The organism is Patulibacter sp. SYSU D01012 (genome assembly GCF_017916475.1).
GTDB lineage: Bacteria > Actinomycetota > Thermoleophilia > Solirubrobacterales > Solirubrobacteraceae > Patulibacter.
Map to the genome: position 1 here is coordinate 55,859 of NZ_JAFMTB010000002.1, position 16,581 is coordinate 72,439.

Here is a 16,581-nt window from a genome sequence, read left to right on the forward strand (position 1 = left end):
CCCCGCCACCATGAACCTGACCGACCGAGGAATGGCCATCGGCCTGCGTGCGCTCAACCGCTTCGCGGGCCTCGAGGTCGTCGACCGCATCGGCGCCCGCGAGCTGTCCGAGCGCGTCGTCCGCCGCACCGCGCAGCGCGGCTTCCAGACCGCGAACGCCGCGGGACGCACCTTCGCCGCCGTGCGCAAGCGCGGCGGCGGCGCGCGACTCAGCCCGTCGGGCGAGGGCCGCGGGCTCTTCGACCTGACCCCGACGGACGAGCAGGAGATGCTCCAGGGCGCCGCGCGCGACTTCGCCGCGAGCGAGCTGCGCCCCGCCGCCGAGGCCGCCGACACCGCCGCGGCGACGCCCGCCGAGCTGCTCGCCGGCGCCGCCGAGATCGGCACGACGATGCTCGGCGTGCCCGAGGAGCTCGGCGGCGCGGTCAGCGAGCGCTCCGCCGTCACCTCGGTGCTGATGGCCGAGGCGCTCGCGCACGGCGACCTGGGCCTGGCGTTCTCGGTGCTGGCGCCGGCCGCCGTCTCGACGGCGCTCGGGCTGTGGGGGGACGAGGGCCAGCAGGGGACGTACCTGCCGGCGTTCGTCGGCGAGGACGTCCCCGCCGCCGCGCTGGCGATCCAGGAGGACCGGCCGCTCTTCGACCCGTTCCGGCTGGGCACCGTCGCCCGCCGCGACGGCGACGACTGGATCCTCTCCGGCGAGAAGGCGCTCGTGCCGCGCGTGGCGGACGGCGAGCTGTTCGTCGTCGCCGCGCAGGTCGAGCCGCAGAACGGCTCCGTCCCGGGGGGCCCGGCGCTCTTCCTCGTCGAGGCGAAGGCCCCGGGCCTGCTGACGAAGGAGCAGCCCGCGATCGGCCTGCGCGCCGCGGCGACCGGCCGGCTGGCGCTCGAGGACGTGCGGGTTCCCGGGTCGGCGCTGCTCGGCGGAGGCACGCCCGAGGTCTACGCCGAGGCGATCGCGCTGGGACGCATCGGCTGGGCCGCGCTCGCGCTGGGCACGGCGCAGGCGGCCGTCGACTACGTCGTCCCGTACGTGAACGAGCGCGTCGCGTTCGGCGAGCCCGTCAGCCACCGGCAGGGGGTGGCGTTCACGGTCTCGAACATGGCGATCGACGTCGAGAGCCTGCGCCTGACGACGCTGCGCGCCGCCTCGCGCGCCGACGCCGGCAAGCCGTTCGCCCGCGAGGCGCAGCTCGCGCGCCGGCTGACCGCCGACAAGGCGATGAGCGTCGGCTCGAACGCCGTGCAGATGCTCGGCGGCCACGGCTACGTCAAGGACCACCCGGTGGAGCGCTGGTACCGCGACCTGCGCGCGGCCGGCGTCATGGAGGGCGCGCTGCTCGTCTGAGCGGCGGCCGCGAAAGGGACACCATGATCAATCTCGAGACCCCCAAGAAGTTCGCGCCGCTCGTCGGGCAGGCGCGCCAGGTCGCCCGCGAGGTCCTGCGGCCGAACTCCCGCAAGTACGACCGTGCCGAGCACGCGTACCCCAAGGAGCTCGACATGCTGGCGGCGCTCGTCGACGGCCTGAACGACTCGGGCACCGGCGGCGCCGGCGCCGCGGGCGTGCGCTCGTCCGACTCCGGCACCGCCGGCAACCGCAACGGCACGAACCTGTCGACCGCGCTGTCGATCATCGAGACGTGCTGGGGCGACGTCGGCCTGGTGCTGTCGATGCCGCGGCAGGGGCTCGGCAACTCGGCGATCGCGTCGGTCGCCGACGACGAGCAGCTCGCGCGCTTCGACGGCAAGTGGGCCGCGATGGCGATCACCGAGCCCGAGGCCGGGTCGGACTCCGCCGCCATCCGCACCACGGCGACGTACGACGCCGAGACGGACGAGTACGTCCTCAACGGCACGAAGATCTACGTCACCGCCGGCGAGCGCGCCGACCTCGTCGTCGTCTGGGCGACGCTCGACCCGTCGCAGGGCCGGGCGGCCATCAAGTCGTTCGTCGTCCCGCGCGACAACCCCGGGATGACGCTCGTGCGCCTGGAGCACAAGCTCGGGATCCGCGCGTCCGACACCGCGCAGTTCGCGCTCGAGGACTGCCGCGTGCCGGCCGCCAACCTGCTCGGCAGCCCCGAGATCGACGCGAAGAAGTCGTTCGCGGGCGCGATGAAGACGTTCGACAACACGCGCCCGCTCGTGGCGGCGATGGCCGTCGGCGTGGGCCAGGCGGCGCTCGACTTCACCCGCGAGCGGCTCGCGGACGCCGGCGTCGAGGTCGACTACGACCGTCCCGCGCACGTCCAGCACGCCGCCGCGGCGACGCTGCTCGAGCTGGAGTCCGACCTGGAGGCCGCGCGGCTGCTGACGCTGCAGGCCGCCTGGATGGCCGACAACCGCAAGCCGAACTCGCTCCACGCCTCCTACGCGAAGGCGAAGGCGGGGCGCACGGGCACCGACGTGGCGCTGCGCTGCATCGAGCTGTGCGGCACGCTCGGCCTGGGCGAGGACCACCTGCTGGAGAAGTGGGCGCGCGACGCGAAGATCCTCGACATCTTCGAGGGCACGCAGCAGATCCAGCTGCTGATCATCGCCCGCCAGCTGCTGGGCAAGTCGTCGGCCGAGCTGAAGTAGCCCGCCCGGGGCCGCCGCGCCGCCGGGGACGGGCGGCGCGGTGGAGGTGTCGGGGAGCGCGTGCTTGGATGTGTGCCATGTGCGTCCAGTGCGCGATGGGGGCGATGACCGCCGTGGCCGGGGCCTCGGGCGCTCGCCTGTGGCTCGAGACCCGCGCGCCGTGGCTGGCGCGGCCGCGGGTGCGGACGGCCGCGCGGCGCGGCATCGTCGTCGCCGGCGTGCTGGCGGCCGGCGTCCTGGGACCGTCGCCGCACGGCGCGGCGCCCGGCGCCGCGACGCCCGCGAAGGCCGCGCCCGCGCCCGCGCCCGCGGTCGCGGCCGCGCCCGTCGCGGACGCGTCGCGCTAGGCGTCCGCGGCGCGTCCCGCGACGAACGGGCGCAGCGCGGCGGCGACCGCGTCGGGCCGCTCGAGCCAGGGGGAGTGCCCGCAGCCCGGGAGCAGCACGAACCGCCCGCGCGGCGCCAGGGCGGCGAGGCGCTCGGCGCGTGCCGGGTCGCTGTCCGCGGCGCCGTGGACGGCGAGCAGCGGCGCCGGCAGGGCGCGGATGCGCTCCTCCAGGCCGGCGTCCAGGATCCGGCGCTGGTCGGCCGAGACGGCCCGGAAGACGGCGTCGGCGCGCGGGAAGGCGTAGAGCGGACCGGCGTCGAGGACGGCGTCGGCCGTCGCCCGGTCGGCGAAGTCGGTCGTCCACATCAGGCGCAGGACGCGCGCACGGGCCGCCGGATCTCCGGTGCCGAGCGCCGCCTCGAGCGCCTGCAGCTCCTGGCGCTCCGCCGCCGTCAGGCGCTCCAGGCGGTGCGTCCGCGTGGCCGCCTGCCAGCCCCAGCGGACGCCGGTCCCGGAGACGGAGACCACGCCGAGGACGCGATCCGGGTGCTCCAGGGCGTAGAGCAGCGCGAGGACCGCGCCCCACGAGTGCCCGCCGACGATCCACCGCTCGTGCCCCCAGTGGGTCCGGAGGGCCTCCAGGTCGGCGACGAACGTCGCGACGTCGAAGGGGCCGGCGGCGCTCGAGCGGCCCCCGCCGCGCTGGTCGTACCGGTGCACGAGCGCGACGTCGTCGAGCAGGCCGGCCAGCGGTCCGAGGTTGTCCGAGAGCCCGGGGCCGCCGTGGCAGAGGACGAGCGGCACGCCGCGGCCCGACGTCGCCGTCCAGAGCCGCGCGCCCGGGACGGCGACGTGCTCCTGCATCCCGGGCACCGTACCGGGGGCGACGGCCGACGACTGGCGCGGCACGGCGACGGGTAGGGACCGGGTGACGCCACGACCAGGAGGCCCGATGTCCCAGCCCGTCGCCGCGACCCCCACCGCCGCCGGGGAGCCGGCCCCGTGAGCCCGTACCAGGAGCGTCCCGGCCAGGACGACTCCGGCCGGCTGCGCGCCCGCCCGCGGCCGCGGGCGGTGCGCGCGCTGCCGCCGGGGCGCCACCGCCTGGGCCTGGGCCTCGGGCACGGCCGCGACGGTCTGCTGTACGTGCCCGCCGAGCGCGAGGAGCCCTCGCCGCTCGTCGTGCTCCTGCACGGCGCCGGCGGCGCGGCGGAGGCCGGGATCGAGCTGCTCCGCGAGCACGCGGACGAGCACGGACTGCTCCTGCTGGCCCCCGACGCGCGGCGCGCGACGTGGGACCGCGTCCGCGGGACGTTCGGCCCCGACGTGGCGTTCGTCCAGCGCGCGCTGCAGCAGCTGCTGGCACGGCACCCCGTCGATCCGCGTCGCGTGGCGCTCGGCGGGTTCTCGGACGGCGCGTCGTACGCGCTCTCGCTCGGGCTGGGCAACGGCGACCTGTTCACGCACCTCATCGCGCTGTCGCCGGGGTTCGCGGCGCCGCCCGTCCGGGTCGGCCGGCCGCGGATCTTCGTCTCGCACGGGGTGGAGGACGAGGTGCTGCCGATCGACCGCTGCAGCCGCCGGCTGGTGCCGATGCTGCGGGAGGAGGGCTACGACGTCCGCTACGAGGAGTTCGCCGACGGCCACGCGGTCCCGCCGTGGCTCGCGGCCGAGGCGGTCCGCTGGTTCGCCGCCGCGGACGGGCCGGACGGCACGGCGCCGGCCGGCGCGGGCGGCGCGGGCGGGCACGGCGCCTCCGGCGGTCCTCCCCGTCCAGGGAAACAAGGATGAGACTCGTTCTCATATACTGCGGCGCATGGTCACCACCGACGTGCGCGACGGCCGCCTGCCCGTCACGGTCCTCTCCGGCTTCCTCGGGGCCGGCAAGACGACGCTCCTGAACGCCCTGCTGCGCAACCGCGAGGGGCGGCGGATCGCCGTGATCGTCAACGACATGAGCGAGGTGAACGTCGACGCCGCGCTCGTCGAGCAGGGCGGCGCCCGGCTGGACCGGGTCGAGGAGCGGCTCGTCGAGATGAGCAACGGGTGCATCTGCTGCACGCTCCGCGAGGACCTGCTCGTCGAGGTCGCCCGGCTGGCGGGCGAGGGGCGCTTCGACCACCTGGTCATCGAGTCCAGCGGCATCAGCGAGCCGCTCCCGGTCGCCGAGACCTTCACGTTCGAGGACGAGGACGGCACGAGCCTGTCGCGCGTCGCCCGCCTGGACACGATGGTCACCGTCGTCGACGCGGCGCGCTTCCTCGACGACCTCGGCTCGGACGAGGACGTCCGCTCGCGCGGCGAGAGCCTGGGGCCCGACGACGAGCGGACCGTCGTCGACCTGCTCGTCGACCAGGTGGAGTTCGCCGACCTCGTCGTGCTGAGCAAGGCCGACCTGGTCGACGAGGAGCGCCTGCGCCGGACGGAGCACGCCGTCCGGCAGCTCAACCGCGGCGCCCGGATCGTGCACGCCCGCCACGGCGACGTCCCGCTGGACGAGCTGCTCGACACGGGCCGCTTCGACTTCGACGCCGCGGCCGAGCACCCGGGCTGGCTGCAGGTGCTGCGCGGCGAGGAGGAGCCCGAGACCGAGGAGTACGGGATCTCGTCCTTCGTCTACCGCGCGCGGCGGCCGTTCCATCCCGAGCGCCTGTGGGCCGCGGTCCACGAGCCGTGGGACGGGGTGATGCGCTCGAAGGGCTTCTTCTGGCTCGCCAGCCGGCCGGCGATCGTGGGGGAGTGGTCGACGGCCGGGCCGATCCTGAACCTGGGCGCCGTCGGGACGTGGTGGGCGACGCAGCCCCGGGAGGCCTGGCCGGCGGACCTCGCCGCGCGGCTGGCCGACGACTGGGACGAGCGCTTCGGCGACCGCCGGCAGGAGCTCGTCTTCATCGGGCAGCGGCTGGACCGCGAGCGCTTCGTCGCCCGGCTCGACGCCGCCCTGATGACCGAGGAGGAGCTCGCCGGCGGGCGCGAGGCCGCCTACGGGCTGCCGGATCCGTGGCCGCGCTGGGGCAGCGACGAGGTGCACCGGTACGGGCACCCCGGCGCGGTCGCGGCGGACTGACGGGCTGGGCGTCCGGGGGCCGATCGCCCGCCGGCCGCTCCCGACCGGCGCGCTCCCGACCGGCGCGCCCGCGACCGGCGCGCCCGCGACCGGCGTGCCCGCCCGGCGCGCCCGGCCCCGGCCGGATGCGCGCCCCGGCCGGACGGGTGGCGAACGCGGCCGCCCCGCCCGCGTCCGCGCGCCCTACAGGTCGTCGCGCTCGACGGCGACCGTCAGGCGCGGCGCGCCCGCGAGCGTGCCGGGCAGGTCGGCGATCGCGCCGTCGCCGGCGCGCCACGCCCGGTACGCCGCGTCGGCCTCGAGCGACGCCCAGCGCTCGACGGCGACGACGCGCGTCGGATCCTGGTGGTCCTGCACCACGGTGACGGACAAGCAGCCGTCGAAGGCGCGGGTGTCGCGCAGCGCCCGCGCCAGGACGGCCAGGCCCTCCTCCAGGCGATCGGGCTGGAACTGCACTTCGAGGAGCGAGGTGACGGACACGGGTCTCCCGGGGGTCGGTGGTCGGGCGCCGCGGCGCGGCGTCCCGCGGACGCTCGCACATCGGTCGGCCGTCCCCGGCTCGACGGGCCACCGTGCCCGTCCCGCCGCCCGGGTCGCGGTCAGGCGGCGTCGGCGCGCGCGGCCACGCGGGCGCCGCCCGCCAGGCGGGCGGCGGCGACCAGCAGCACGTAGACGAGCACCGTGACGGCCGCGATCGAGGCGCCGGCGGCCGTGCCGGCGTGGTACGAGACGAGCAGCCCGGCGATCCCGGAGAGGACCGCGACGGCGACCGCGACGGCCATCGTCGGGACCACCCGCCAGCCGAGCAGCCGCGCGGACGCCGCCGGCGCCACCAGCGTGGCCGCCACGAACAGGTTGCCCAGCGCCTGGACGCAGACGAGCGTCGCGACGGCGACGAGGCCGACGAGGGCGACGTCGACCAGCCCGGGCCGCGCGCCGAACGCCGCCGCCGCGTCGCGGTCGAACGCGGTCGCGAGCAGGTGCGGATGCAGCACGCGCAGCGCCACGAGCACGACCGCGGTGAGCGCCGCGGCGGTGACGACGTCCCCGTCCGTCAGGCCGAGCACGTCGCCGAACAGCAGCTCGGAGACGCCGGGAGGGGTGTCGGGCGCGAGCGCCATCAGCACCCCCAGGCCGAACATGGCGGTGAAGACGACGGAGATCGCGGTGTCGCGGTCGAGGGCGCGGATGCGCGAGGCGCCCGCGATCAGCAGCGCGGCGACGAGCAGCCCGACCGCGCCGCCGAGGACGAGCGGCACCCCGAGCAGCGCGGCGCCGACGAGACCGGGGAACATCGTGTGGGGCAGCGCCTCGGCGCTGTAGCTCAGGCGCGTCAGGACGATCCACACGCCGAGCGTGCCGCCGACGACGCCGAGCAGGAGCACCTCGACGAGCGCGCGCTGCATGATGCCGCTCGACCACGGGTCGAGCAGCGGCCCCAGGACGGCGGCCGCGGGGACGAGCAGGCCGCTCACGAGTGGTCGTGCCCGTGGTGGTCGGCGACGACCGCCAGGCCGCCGTGCTCGCCCGGCAGGCGCAGCAGACCGCCGCCGTAGGTGGCCTGCAGCACGTCGGGCGTCAGCGTCGTCGCCGGCGGGCCGAAGGCGACCTGCCGCCGGTGCAGGCACAGGACCTCGTCCCACGCGGTGCACTGGCCGACGTCGTGGGTCGCGATCAGCAGCGCACGGCCCTGGTCGGCGAGCTCCGCGATCAGGGCGTCCAGGCGCTCCGAGCTGGCGGTGTCCAGCCCCGTGTACGGCTCGTCGAGCAGCAGCACCCGCGCGTCGCGCACGAGGGCGCGGGCGACGAGCACCCGCTGGCGCTGCCCGCCGGACAGGGCGCCGAAGGTGCGGTCGGCGCGGTCCTCCAGGCCCACGGCGCGCAGGGCCTCGCGGGCCGCGTCGCGCTCGGCGCGGCCGGGGCCGCGCCACCACGGCCGGCCGGCGATCGTGCCCATCAGGACGACGTCGAGCGCGGTGACGGGGAAGTCGAGCCGCGAGCGGTCGGTCTGGGGGACGATCGCGACGTCGCCGGACGCCGCGACGCTGCCGCGGCGGGCGGGCAGCTCGCCCAGGATCACCCGGAAGAGCGTCGTCTTGCCGCCGCCGTTGGGGCCGAGCACGGCGATCCGGTGCCCGGCGCGCGCGGCGAACGAGACGTCCTCGAGCGCGAGGGTGGCCCCGTAGCCGGCCGCGACCCCGTCCAGCCGGAGCAGGGCGGGGCTCTCGTCGCGGGCGGGGGAAGCCTGCGGGCGCGGCGCGGGGGAGTCGGTCACAGACGGATCTTGCAGCCTCGGGCCCCGCCCGTGAAGCCCCGCACGACCGCGTCGGCGTTGTGCTGCTCCATGCCGAGGTACGTGGCGCCGTCGGTGCCGGCCGCGCCGAGGCTGTCGCCGTACAGCGTCAGGTTCGACACCGCGCCGGTCTCGCGGGCCAGCGCCTGCGCGAGCTTCGGGTTGACGGACGACTCGGGGAAGATCGCCTTCACCCGCTCCTTGCGCACGAGGGCGGCGAGGCGCTCGACGTCGGCGGCGGAGGCCTGGGCCTGCGTCGTCTGGGAGGGGATGACGGCGCCGATGACGGTGATGTCGTAGCGGTGGGTGAAGTACCCGAACGCGTCGTGGCTCGTGACGAGCTTGCGCTGGGCCTTCGGGACGGAGGCGATGCACCGCGCGATGCCCGCGTCGAGCGCGCGCACCTTCGTCAGGTAGGCGTCCGCGTTGCGGCGGATCGTGGCGGCGGCGTCGGGGTCGGCCTTGACGAGCGCGTCGCGGATCTGGCCGACGGCGTTCTCGACGTTGCGGGGGTCGTGCCACCAGTGCGGGTCGTGCTCGCCGTCGCCGTGGTCGTGGCCCGCCTCTCCCTCGGCGGCGTGGTCGTGCTCGCCGTCGGCGTGCTCCTCGTCGCCGTGGTCGTGCCCCGCCTCGCCGGCGTGGTCCTCGTCCGCGTGGTCGTGGACGGCGTCCGCGTCCACCGCGTGCTCCTCCTCTGCGTGCTCGTGCTCGTGGCCCTCGCCGGCGAGCTGCGTCGGCACGTGGTCGCCGAGCGCGACGATCGGCGCGTCCGTCCCGGACTGCTTGCGTACCTCGCCGATCCAGTCGTCCAGGCCCAGGCCCGACGCGACGATGACCTTCGCCTTCGCCGTCTCGGTGACGTCGGTGGGGCGCGGCTCGTACTCGTGCGGGTCGGTGCTGGGCTGCAGGATCTGGTGGACGTCGACGGCGTCGCCGCCGACCTGCCGGACGATGTCGCCGAGCTGCGGGGTCGTGGCGACGACGGCCAGGCGGCCGCCGCCGCCCGCGCCGGAGTCGGAGCCGCCGCAGCCGGCGACGCCCAGGCCGGCGACCGCGAGCAGCGCGGCGACGGCGGGACGGCGGGGGACGCGGGGGCCGCGGTCGCGGCGGCGGCCGCGGGCGGCGTGGGTCAGGACGGAGAGCATGAAGAGGACACCTGCGAGGACGGCGATGGTCGCCCCGGGCGGGGCGTTCGTCTGGGCGGAGAGCCACAGGCCGGCGACGCCCTCGACCGCGGTCAGCAGGACGGACGCGACCTGCCACCGCCCCATGCGCGAGACCCACGGCCGCACGGTGGCGGCCGGGATGACCATGAGCGCCGCCGCGAGCAGCGAGCCGACCGCGGAGAGCGTCGCGACCGCCACGAGGGCGACGAGCACGAGCAGCACCGCGTCCGGCAGCCCGGCGCGGATCCCGAAGGCCCGTGCGCCGGCGCGGTCGAAGCCCACGGCCAGCCAGCGCCGGCCGAGCAGCAGCGCCGCGACGAGCACGACGGCCGACGCGGCGCCCGCGACGACGAGGTCCCGGTCGGAGATCACGAGCAGGCTGCCGAACAGCAGCGAGGTCACGGTCGTCGCGAGGGGGAAGACGTCGCTGGCCAGCAGCACCCCGGCGGCGAGGGCGCCGACGAGCACCATGGCGGTGAGCGTGCTGTGGTCGCGCCCCTCGCCGCCGGCCGCGAGGCGGCCGACGCCGGCCGCGAACAGCAGGGCGACGCCGAGCGCACCCAGCGGCGCGGCGAAGCCCAGGCCGGACGCGAGGACCAGGCCCGGGAACGTGGCGGCCGCGACGCCGTGGGCGTAGAACGCCAGGCCGCGCAGCACGATCCACGTCCCGAGGACGCCGGCGCCGACCGACAGGAGGAGGACCTCCCCCAGGCCGTGCTGGACGAAGGGCAGCGTGAAGGGCTCGAACATGGATGAGGGCGAGCCGGCCGGTGGGCGGCTCGTGCCGGCACTCTACATGAGATCGATTCTCAGAACCGTCTCGGCCGGGCGGCGGCTTGCCACCGGCGCGCCCGCGGGGACGAGCCGCGAGGATGTGGGGCATGCCGTCCCGCTCACCGCGTCCTCGGACGCGGACGCTCCTCGCCGCCCTCGCCACCGCCGCGCTCGCCGGGGCGGGCGTCGCACCGGTCGCTGCTCAGGCGGCACCGGCGTTCGTGCCCTCGCTCGTCGGCGAGCCGATCGGCGCCGGGACGTTCCGCTTCCCGCAGGCCGTCGCGGTGGACCCGCGCACCGGCGGCGTGTTCGTCGGCGACCAGTACTCGGGCGTGATCCAGGCGTTCGACGCGGACGGCGTCTTCCGCTTCGCCTTCGGTGGGTTCGCCGCGCGCGGCGAGGCCGGGCGGCTGGGCGTGGTCGGCGGCGTGGCGGCCGACCGCTCCGGGCACGTCTTCGTCCTCGACAGCGACGCGAACCGCGTGCAGGTCTTCTCGGCCGACGACGGGCGCTACCTGTCGTCGTTCGGCGGCGCCAGCGTCCTGAAGGTCGCGCCGACCGGCAGCCGCCCGGACAAGGGCATCGTCTCCGGCGGCATCGCCGCCTACCTGGCCCCCTCGGGCGGCACGATCACCGTCTACGTGGCGGACTCCGGCCACAACCGGATCGTCCGCTTCGCGGTCAGCCCGACGACGCTCGAGCCGCAGAGCGCGCCGCGCGTCAGCACCTCGGCGCAGATCCGGCTGGCCCGGCCCCAGGGGGTCGCGGTGTCCCCGAAGGGCGACAAGGTCTACGTCCCCGACAACCAGAACCACCGCGTGGTCGTGCTGCACCCGACCACGCTGGACAAGGTCGGCGAGGTCGGCAGCTTCGGCGGCGGCCAGGGGCAGTTCCGCGCCCCGTACGACGTGGCGGTCGACGGCCGCAACCCCCAGCAGATCTACGTCGCGGACAACCTCAACGGCCGCGTGAACGTCTACGGGGCGAAGGACCTGGGGTACGTCGGCACGTTCGGCGGCAACGGCCACGACGTCGGCCGCTTCTCGATCGTCCGCGCCGTCGGGGCCAACCCGAACGACGCGGCGGGCGGGGTCTACGTGGCCGACACGGCGAACAACCGCATCCAGCGGCTGAACGCGGACGGCACGGTGCGCTCCGCGTGGGGCATCGCGGGCCGCGGGCCCGGCTACGTCACGCGGGCGCGGGGCGTCGCGTTCCGGCCCGACGGCGGGGTGGCCGTCGCCGACACGTTCGACCAGCGCGTCCAGCTCATCGCGCCCGACGGCACGTACGAGACGCAGTTCGGGCGGATCAGCCCCTACCACGGGTTCGCGACCGCCGGCAACGGGATCGGGCAGCTGCTGCTGCCGGAGGCCGTCGCGTACGACGGGGCGGGCAACGCCTGGGTGGCCGACACGTACAACAGCCGGCTGGTGCAGTTCGACCCGACCGGGTTCGCGGTGCGCACGACCGCGCCGGGGGAGTGGTCGCGGCCGCGCGGGCTGGCGAGCGCGCCGGACGGCACGGTCGTGGCCACCAACAGCGGCCGGGGCACCGTCGTGCGCGTGGCCCCGGACGGTGGCACGACCGTGCTGCGCAGCGGGCTGCGGCGGCCCGGCGCGGTCACGGTCGGCAGCAGCGGCCGCATCGTCGTGGCGACCCCCACCACGCTCGTGGACGTCAGCAGCGGCGCGCGGATCCCGCCGCCGCCCGGCGCCACCGCCTGGGATCACCCGCAGGGCTTGGCGCTCGCGCCCGACGGCGCGCTGTACGTCGCCGAGGCGCGGACGGGCACGCCGGGCGGCGCCCGCATCGTCCGCGGGGTCCCCGACCCGGCGGGCGGCTGGAGCTGGGAGACGATCTCGGGGGAGGGCTCGGGGCTGGGCCAGGTCGTCGATCCGGCGGCGCTCGCGATCAGCCCCGACGGCCGGACGCTGCTCGTGGCCGACGCCGGCAACAGCCGCATCCAGCGCTTCGACACCGGCGGCGCCGAGGCGCCGCGCACGACCCGCCTGGACGTCGACCTGGCGGGCCGCACCGACGGCAGCGTCGTCAGCGCCCCGGCCGGGATCGACTGCGGGACGGACTGCACCCAGGGCTTCGGGCCGACGCGCACCGTCACGCTGACCGCGAAGCCGCGCGCGGGCGCGCGCTTCGTCGGCTGGGCCGGGGCGTGCGCCGCCGCGGGCGCGGCGCCGACCTGCGCCGTCCCGATGGGCACCGATCAGCGGGTCGCCGCGTTCTTCGCGCCCGTCCCGCCGCCGCCCGTCAAGCTGCAGCCCGTCGGCGTGAGCACCACGCGCTGGTACCTGGAGCGCCGCAAGCGCGGCCGCACGCCGGCCCGCGCCGCGACGCAGCCGCGCCTCACGGTCCGCCTGAACCAGCCGGCGAAGGTCGTCGTCTCCGTGCTGCAGCGACGCGACGGCCGGAAGGTCGGCAGCGGCGCCGACGCCCGCTGCGTCAAGGTGCCGGCGAACGCCCGGGTCTCGAAGCGGCAGCGCTGCGTCCGCTGGGCCTACCTGCCCGTGCGCCGCACGCTGCGCCTGCTCGAGGGCCGCACCGTGGCGACCTTCGTGCCGAAGTTCGGCCGGCGCAAGCTCGGCCCCGGCGCCTACCGCCTGCAGCTCAAGGCGACGGACGCCGCCGGCAACACGTCGTCGCAGACCACCCGGATCGTGCGGATCCTGAAGTAGGGCCGAGGCCTCCGCGGGCCCCCGCGGAGGCCTCGGCCGAGGGCACGCCCGCGGCTCGGAGTCGCGAGCCGCGCGCGGCGAACACCGAGCGACGACCGTGCTGCTCGCCGTCCTCCACGACGTGCGGGGCGGCGTGGTGCGAGGGCGGGCGGCCGTCCCGGTCGGACGGCCGCCGCACCGTGCGTCAGGCCGCGTGCGCGTCCGCGTCGTGGCCGTGCGGCCGGACCCGGTGCAGCACCGCGACGACGATCGCGCCGACGACCAGGCCGAGCAGCGCGGAGAAGGCCGTGTTGGTCAGCCAGCCGCCGACGCCGCCGAACGCGCCGAGGGCGTGATGGACGTCCTCCTCCAGGTGGTGCACGTGGTCGTAGGGCCACGTGAACCCCAGGTCCTTCAGCCCGACGAGCAGGATGTGGCCGCCGACCCACAGCATCGCGGCGATGCCGACGGTGGACAGCACGCGCAGGACGACCGGCATGGCGCGGACGAGGCCGCGGCCGAGCGTCGCGACGCCGCCCTCGCCGGTCCGCGCGAGCCGCAGGCCGATGTCGTCCATCTTCACGATGAGGGCGACGGTCCCGTACACGAGGGCCGTGATGAGCAGCGCGACCGCGATCAGGATGACGGCGCGGGCCAGGAACGGCTCGTGCGTCACCTCGTTCAGCGCGATGACCATGATCTCGGCGGAGAGGATGAAGTCCGTCCGGATCGCCCCGCCGACGAGGGTCTTCTCGTCCGCCGGCTCGGCGTTCGCCGCCTCCTTCGCCGCGTGGCGGTGCGGCCCGACGGCCTCCCACAGCTTCTCGGCGCCCTCGAAGCTCAGGTACGCGCCGCCGACCATCAGGATCGGCGTCAGCAGCCAGTCGACGAACTGGCTGAGCAACAGGACGACCGGCAGGATGAAGAGGATCTTGTTGCGGAGCGACCCGAGGGCGATCCGGCGGATCATCGGGAGCTCGCGCTCGGGCTTGATGCCCTGGACGTAGCGGGGCGTGACGGCGGTGTCGTCGACGACCACGCCGACGGCCTTGACGCTCGCCCGGCTGGCGCCGGCGGCCACGTCGTCGACCGACGCCGCGGCGGCGCGGGCCAGGGTCGCGACGTCGTCGAGGAGGGCGGCCAGGCCGGCGCTCATGCGGCCGCCTCGGCCGGGCGGGTCGGGGCGGCCGCGGGTGGCACGCGCGCGGGGGATCCGTCGGTCATGGCGGGGACCGTAGTCGACGGCGCGGCGCCCGCGCGCCCGGGCGCGCGCGCCGCCGACGAGCGGCGGCACGCCACGAGGTCCGCCGGGCGGGCCGCGAGCGTCGGCCGGCCCGGCCTAGGCTTCCGGCATGAGCGTCGACCCCGAGCTGCCGCCCCCCGTCCCGCTGCCCGCGGGGGGCCGCGCCGACGGGCCGCTGCCGCCGCACCAGCACAACTGCTTCGGCTGCGGCCCCGACAACGCCGCCGGCCTGCACCTGCACTACGCGCGCGAGGGGGAGACGGTGCACGCCACCCTGACCCTCGACGCGCGGCACGAGGGCGCGCCCGGCCTGGCGCACGGCGGCGCGCTCGCGGCGATCCTGGACGACGTGCAGGGCGGCGTGCTCGTGGCGATGCGCCAGCGGGCCGTGACGGCGAAGCTCGAGGTCAACTACGTCGCGCCCGTCGTCCTCGGCCGCGAGCTGCGCGTCGAGGCGTGGCTCGCGGGCGTCGAGGGCCGCAAGATCCGCCTCGTCGGCCGGGTCCGCGACGGCGAGCGCACCGTCGCCTCGGGGCTGGGCCTGTTCATCGCCGTCGACCGCGAGCACTTCGTCCGCGCCGGGGCGACCGCGGGCACCGACCCGCAGGTCGGCACGTGAGACGCTGACGGCATGGAGCCCGAGGACGACCGGCTGGCGCGCATCCTGCGGGACGCGCGGACCGTGGCCGTGGTCGGCGCGTCGAACGCGCCGCACAAGCCCGCGCACACGGTGCCGCGCTACCTGCAGCGGCAGGGCTACCGGGTGCTGCCCGTCAACCCGCGCGGCGGCGAGATCCTCGGCGTCCCGGCGGCGACGAGCCTGACCGACGTGGCCGAGCCCGTCGACGTCGTCGAGGTCTTCCGGCCCGGCCCCGACACGCCGCCCGTCGCCCGCCAGGCGGTCGAGATCGGCGCCAAGGTCCTGTGGCTGCAGCTCGGGATCGTCTCGGAGGAGGCCCGGAGGATCGCCGAGGAGGGCGGCGTCGAGGTCGTGATGGACCGCTGCATGGCCCCCGAGCACGCGCGCCTGGGGATCGGGCCGGTCGGGCCGCCGGCGGCCTGAGCCCCGTCCGCGCCCCGTCACCCCGGCGGCGCCGCGAGCGCCGCGGCGTCGGGGTGGCCGAACAGGTCCGGCAGGCCGGAGTCGCCGCGGGGCACGACGCACACGCGCGCGCCGGGCCGCCTCGCGCTCCAGCGCGCGGGCGTCCAACTCCTCGGCCGATGCTCCACTCACCTGCGAACGCTTCTCGCTCTCAGGTCCTTGGTGCGGCGGCGTCGTGGGGCGAGACTGGGCGCATGAGCGAGCACGTCACCCACGGGGAACACCCGCACGTCCACGGTCCCGGCTGCGGCCACGTCGCCGTCGAGCACGAGGGCCACGTCGACTACCTGCACGACGGGCACCTGCACCACCCGCACGAGGACCACGTCGACGAGCACCGCCTGGCGGTCGACGGGGCGCACCCGGACGGGCACACGACGCCCGCCGGCGGCCACGACGCCGCGCACGTGCACGGCCCGGACTGCGGCCACCCGGCCGTGCCGCACGGCGAGCACGTGGACTACCTCGTGGACGGCGTGCTCCACCACCCGCACGACGGTCACTGCGACGACCACGGCGCGGTCACCGTCGTGGGCAGCTGATCCTGAGAGTCGTTCTCATCGGTGGTAGGGTCGTGGGGTGGACACCGCGACCCGCGACCGCTGGCTCGAGCACGCTTCGCAGCGCATGACCGCCGCCGGCCTGCGGGCCGGGGCCGCCCGCACCGCGGTCGTCGAGACGCTGGCGCGCGAGGGCCAGTGCCTGCTGACCGCCGCCGAGATCGCGGACCGCCTGCGCGGCGCCTCGGCCGGCTCGATCGCGACGGTCTACCGCGTCGTGGACGAGCTGTCCGAGCTGGGCCTGCTGCACCGCTACGACGGCCGCGACGGCGTCGCGCGGTTCGAGATCGCCGACCCCGACCACCACCATCACCACGTCGTGGACGAGGCGACGGGCGCCGTCGAGCCGTTCGCGGACGACGAGCTCGAGCGGGCGATCGCCGGAGTCGCGGCGCGCCTGGGCTACGAGCTGACCGGGCACGACGTCGTGCTGCGGGGCCGCCGGCGCGGCGGCTGACCTGCGACCGCCGAGGGGGCCCCGGAGTCGTCTCCGGTACGGCCATGGTGCGTGTGCCGGTGGCGGTGGCGATGGCCCGCCAGGACGGGCTCGGGCTGCCGGGACGACGTGGTCGACGGTCTTCGCCGGCGAGGCCTTCGGGGGCGGCGAGACCGTCCGCGGGCCGCCGCGCGCGCCGTTCGCCGAGACCCTCGCCCGGGCGCGCGAGCGGGCGGCGTCGGTCCTGCGGTTCGTCGGCGACCGGCCGGGCGAGCCGTACGACGCCGGCACGGTGCTCGTCACCGACCCGCACACAGGGCGAACGTGGCCCCGGCTGCCGGCCGGCCTGGTGCCCAC

Annotated in this window: 16 protein-coding genes; 10 read left to right on the forward strand and 6 right to left on the reverse strand. The window is 76.6% G+C overall.

What is annotated here, in order from left to right; translation table 11 throughout:
* The first annotated feature begins 31 nt into the window (after window positions 1–31).
* The 3 genes from J3P29_RS09665 (at window position 32) to J3P29_RS09675 (ending at window position 2,930) form a co-directional block, all read left to right on the forward strand.
* Window positions 32–1,348, forward strand: a complete 1,317-nt coding sequence (locus J3P29_RS09665) for an acyl-CoA dehydrogenase family protein (protein ID WP_210495000.1) — start codon at window positions 32–34, stop codon at window positions 1,346–1,348.
* 23 nt (window positions 1,349–1,371) lie between these two features.
* Window positions 1,372–2,583, forward strand: coding sequence for an acyl-CoA dehydrogenase family protein (locus J3P29_RS09670; protein WP_210493114.1), 1,212 nt, complete (start codon window positions 1,372–1,374; stop codon window positions 2,581–2,583).
* Between the two features lie 77 nt (window positions 2,584–2,660).
* Entirely contained in the window at window positions 2,661–2,930 is a 270-nt protein-coding gene (locus tag J3P29_RS09675) for a hypothetical protein (protein WP_210493115.1), read from the forward strand.
* Here the strand turns inward: J3P29_RS09675 and J3P29_RS09680 are convergent.
* Complete coding sequence (locus tag J3P29_RS09680; protein ID WP_210493117.1) at window positions 2,927–3,775, reverse strand: alpha/beta fold hydrolase; 849 nt, start codon at window positions 3,773–3,775, stop codon at window positions 2,927–2,929. The two genes, J3P29_RS09675 and J3P29_RS09680, sit on opposite strands and share 4 nt — an antisense overlap.
* Before the next feature lie 138 nt (window positions 3,776–3,913).
* On the opposite strand from J3P29_RS09680, the gene J3P29_RS09685 reads away from it, so the two are divergent.
* Together J3P29_RS09685 and zigA are read left to right on the forward strand one after the other, a co-directional pair.
* A complete protein-coding gene (locus J3P29_RS09685; protein WP_210493118.1) occupies window positions 3,914–4,702 on the forward strand; it encodes a PHB depolymerase family esterase in 789 nt (262 codons plus the stop codon).
* A 25-nt stretch (window positions 4,703–4,727) separates the two neighbouring features.
* On the forward strand, window positions 4,728–5,978 hold the full coding sequence (zigA, locus tag J3P29_RS09690) for a zinc metallochaperone GTPase ZigA (protein ID WP_210493119.1): 1,251 nt from the start codon (window positions 4,728–4,730) through the stop codon (window positions 5,976–5,978).
* A gap of 183 nt (window positions 5,979–6,161) precedes the next feature.
* On the opposite strand, the gene J3P29_RS20385 is transcribed toward zigA, so the two are convergent.
* The 4 genes from J3P29_RS20385 to J3P29_RS09710 all read right to left on the reverse strand — a co-directional run bounded on the left by J3P29_RS20385 (window position 6,162) and on the right by J3P29_RS09710 (window position 10,187).
* Window positions 6,162–6,458, reverse strand: coding sequence for an antibiotic biosynthesis monooxygenase (locus J3P29_RS20385; RefSeq protein WP_210493120.1), 297 nt, complete (start codon window positions 6,456–6,458; stop codon window positions 6,162–6,164).
* A 119-nt stretch (window positions 6,459–6,577) separates the two neighbouring features.
* Window positions 6,578–7,453: a metal ABC transporter permease gene (locus tag J3P29_RS09700; protein ID WP_349239813.1), complete on the reverse strand. Its 876-nt coding sequence runs from the start codon at window positions 7,451–7,453 to the stop codon at window positions 6,578–6,580.
* Window positions 7,450–8,253 (reverse strand): metal ABC transporter ATP-binding protein, encoded by an 804-nt coding sequence (locus J3P29_RS09705; RefSeq protein WP_349239814.1) that lies wholly within the window; start codon window positions 8,251–8,253, stop codon window positions 7,450–7,452. Before J3P29_RS09705 ends, J3P29_RS09700 begins: the two co-directional genes overlap by 4 nt.
* Window positions 8,250–10,187, reverse strand: a complete 1,938-nt coding sequence (locus J3P29_RS09710; protein ID WP_210493122.1) for a zinc ABC transporter substrate-binding protein — start codon at window positions 10,185–10,187, stop codon at window positions 8,250–8,252. Before J3P29_RS09710 ends, J3P29_RS09705 begins: the two co-directional genes overlap by 4 nt.
* Window positions 10,188–10,318: 131 nt before the next feature.
* Here J3P29_RS09710 and J3P29_RS09715 point away from each other — a divergent pair, with 131 nt between their 5' ends.
* Complete coding sequence (locus tag J3P29_RS09715) at window positions 10,319–12,904, forward strand: NHL repeat-containing protein (RefSeq protein WP_210493123.1); 2,586 nt, start codon at window positions 10,319–10,321, stop codon at window positions 12,902–12,904.
* A 184-nt stretch (window positions 12,905–13,088) separates the two neighbouring features.
* Here the strand turns inward: J3P29_RS09715 and J3P29_RS09720 are convergent, their stop codons facing one another.
* Complete coding sequence (locus J3P29_RS09720; RefSeq protein ID WP_210493124.1) at window positions 13,089–14,039, reverse strand: DUF808 domain-containing protein; 951 nt, start codon at window positions 14,037–14,039, stop codon at window positions 13,089–13,091.
* A 196-nt stretch (window positions 14,040–14,235) separates the two neighbouring features.
* On the opposite strand from J3P29_RS09720, the gene J3P29_RS09725 reads away from it, so the two are divergent.
* The 4 genes from J3P29_RS09725 (at window position 14,236) to J3P29_RS09740 (ending at window position 16,245) form a co-directional block, all read left to right on the forward strand.
* Window positions 14,236–14,745, forward strand: coding sequence for a PaaI family thioesterase (locus tag J3P29_RS09725; RefSeq protein ID WP_210493125.1), 510 nt, complete (start codon window positions 14,236–14,238; stop codon window positions 14,743–14,745).
* 12 nt (window positions 14,746–14,757) lie between these two features.
* Window positions 14,758–15,189: a CoA-binding protein gene (locus J3P29_RS09730; RefSeq protein ID WP_210493127.1), complete on the forward strand. Its 432-nt coding sequence runs from the start codon at window positions 14,758–14,760 to the stop codon at window positions 15,187–15,189.
* A gap of 233 nt (window positions 15,190–15,422) precedes the next feature.
* Window positions 15,423–15,770: a hypothetical protein gene (locus tag J3P29_RS09735; RefSeq protein ID WP_210493128.1), complete on the forward strand. Its 348-nt coding sequence runs from the start codon at window positions 15,423–15,425 to the stop codon at window positions 15,768–15,770.
* 37 nt (window positions 15,771–15,807) lie between these two features.
* Entirely contained in the window at window positions 15,808–16,245 is a 438-nt protein-coding gene (locus J3P29_RS09740; RefSeq protein WP_210493129.1) for a transcriptional repressor, read from the forward strand.
* The last annotated feature ends 336 nt before the right edge of the window (window positions 16,246–16,581 follow it).

Coding starts and splice junctions, on each gene's coding strand:
- J3P29_RS09675 (WP_210493115.1), top strand. CDS start 2,661: ATGTGCGTCCAGTGCGCGATGGGGGCGATGACCGCCGTGGCCGGGGCC.
- J3P29_RS09730 (WP_210493127.1), top strand. CDS start 14,758: ATGGAGCCCGAGGACGACCGGCTGGCGCGCATCCTGCGGGACGCGCGG.
- zigA (WP_210493119.1), top strand. CDS start 4,728: ATGGTCACCACCGACGTGCGCGACGGCCGCCTGCCCGTCACGGTCCTC.
- J3P29_RS09720 (WP_210493124.1), bottom strand. CDS start 14,039: ATGAGCGCCGGCCTGGCCGCCCTCCTCGACGACGTCGCGACCCTGGCC.
- J3P29_RS09735 (WP_210493128.1), top strand. CDS start 15,423: ATGAGCGAGCACGTCACCCACGGGGAACACCCGCACGTCCACGGTCCC.
- J3P29_RS09670 (WP_210493114.1), top strand. CDS start 1,372: ATGATCAATCTCGAGACCCCCAAGAAGTTCGCGCCGCTCGTCGGGCAG.
- J3P29_RS09715 (WP_210493123.1), top strand. CDS start 10,319: ATGCCGTCCCGCTCACCGCGTCCTCGGACGCGGACGCTCCTCGCCGCC.
- J3P29_RS09710 (WP_210493122.1), bottom strand. CDS start 10,187: ATGTTCGAGCCCTTCACGCTGCCCTTCGTCCAGCACGGCCTGGGGGAG.
- J3P29_RS09665 (WP_210495000.1), top strand. CDS start 32: ATGGCCATCGGCCTGCGTGCGCTCAACCGCTTCGCGGGCCTCGAGGTC.
- J3P29_RS09725 (WP_210493125.1), top strand. CDS start 14,236: ATGAGCGTCGACCCCGAGCTGCCGCCCCCCGTCCCGCTGCCCGCGGGG.
- J3P29_RS09680 (WP_210493117.1), bottom strand. CDS start 3,775: ATGCAGGAGCACGTCGCCGTCCCGGGCGCGCGGCTCTGGACGGCGACG.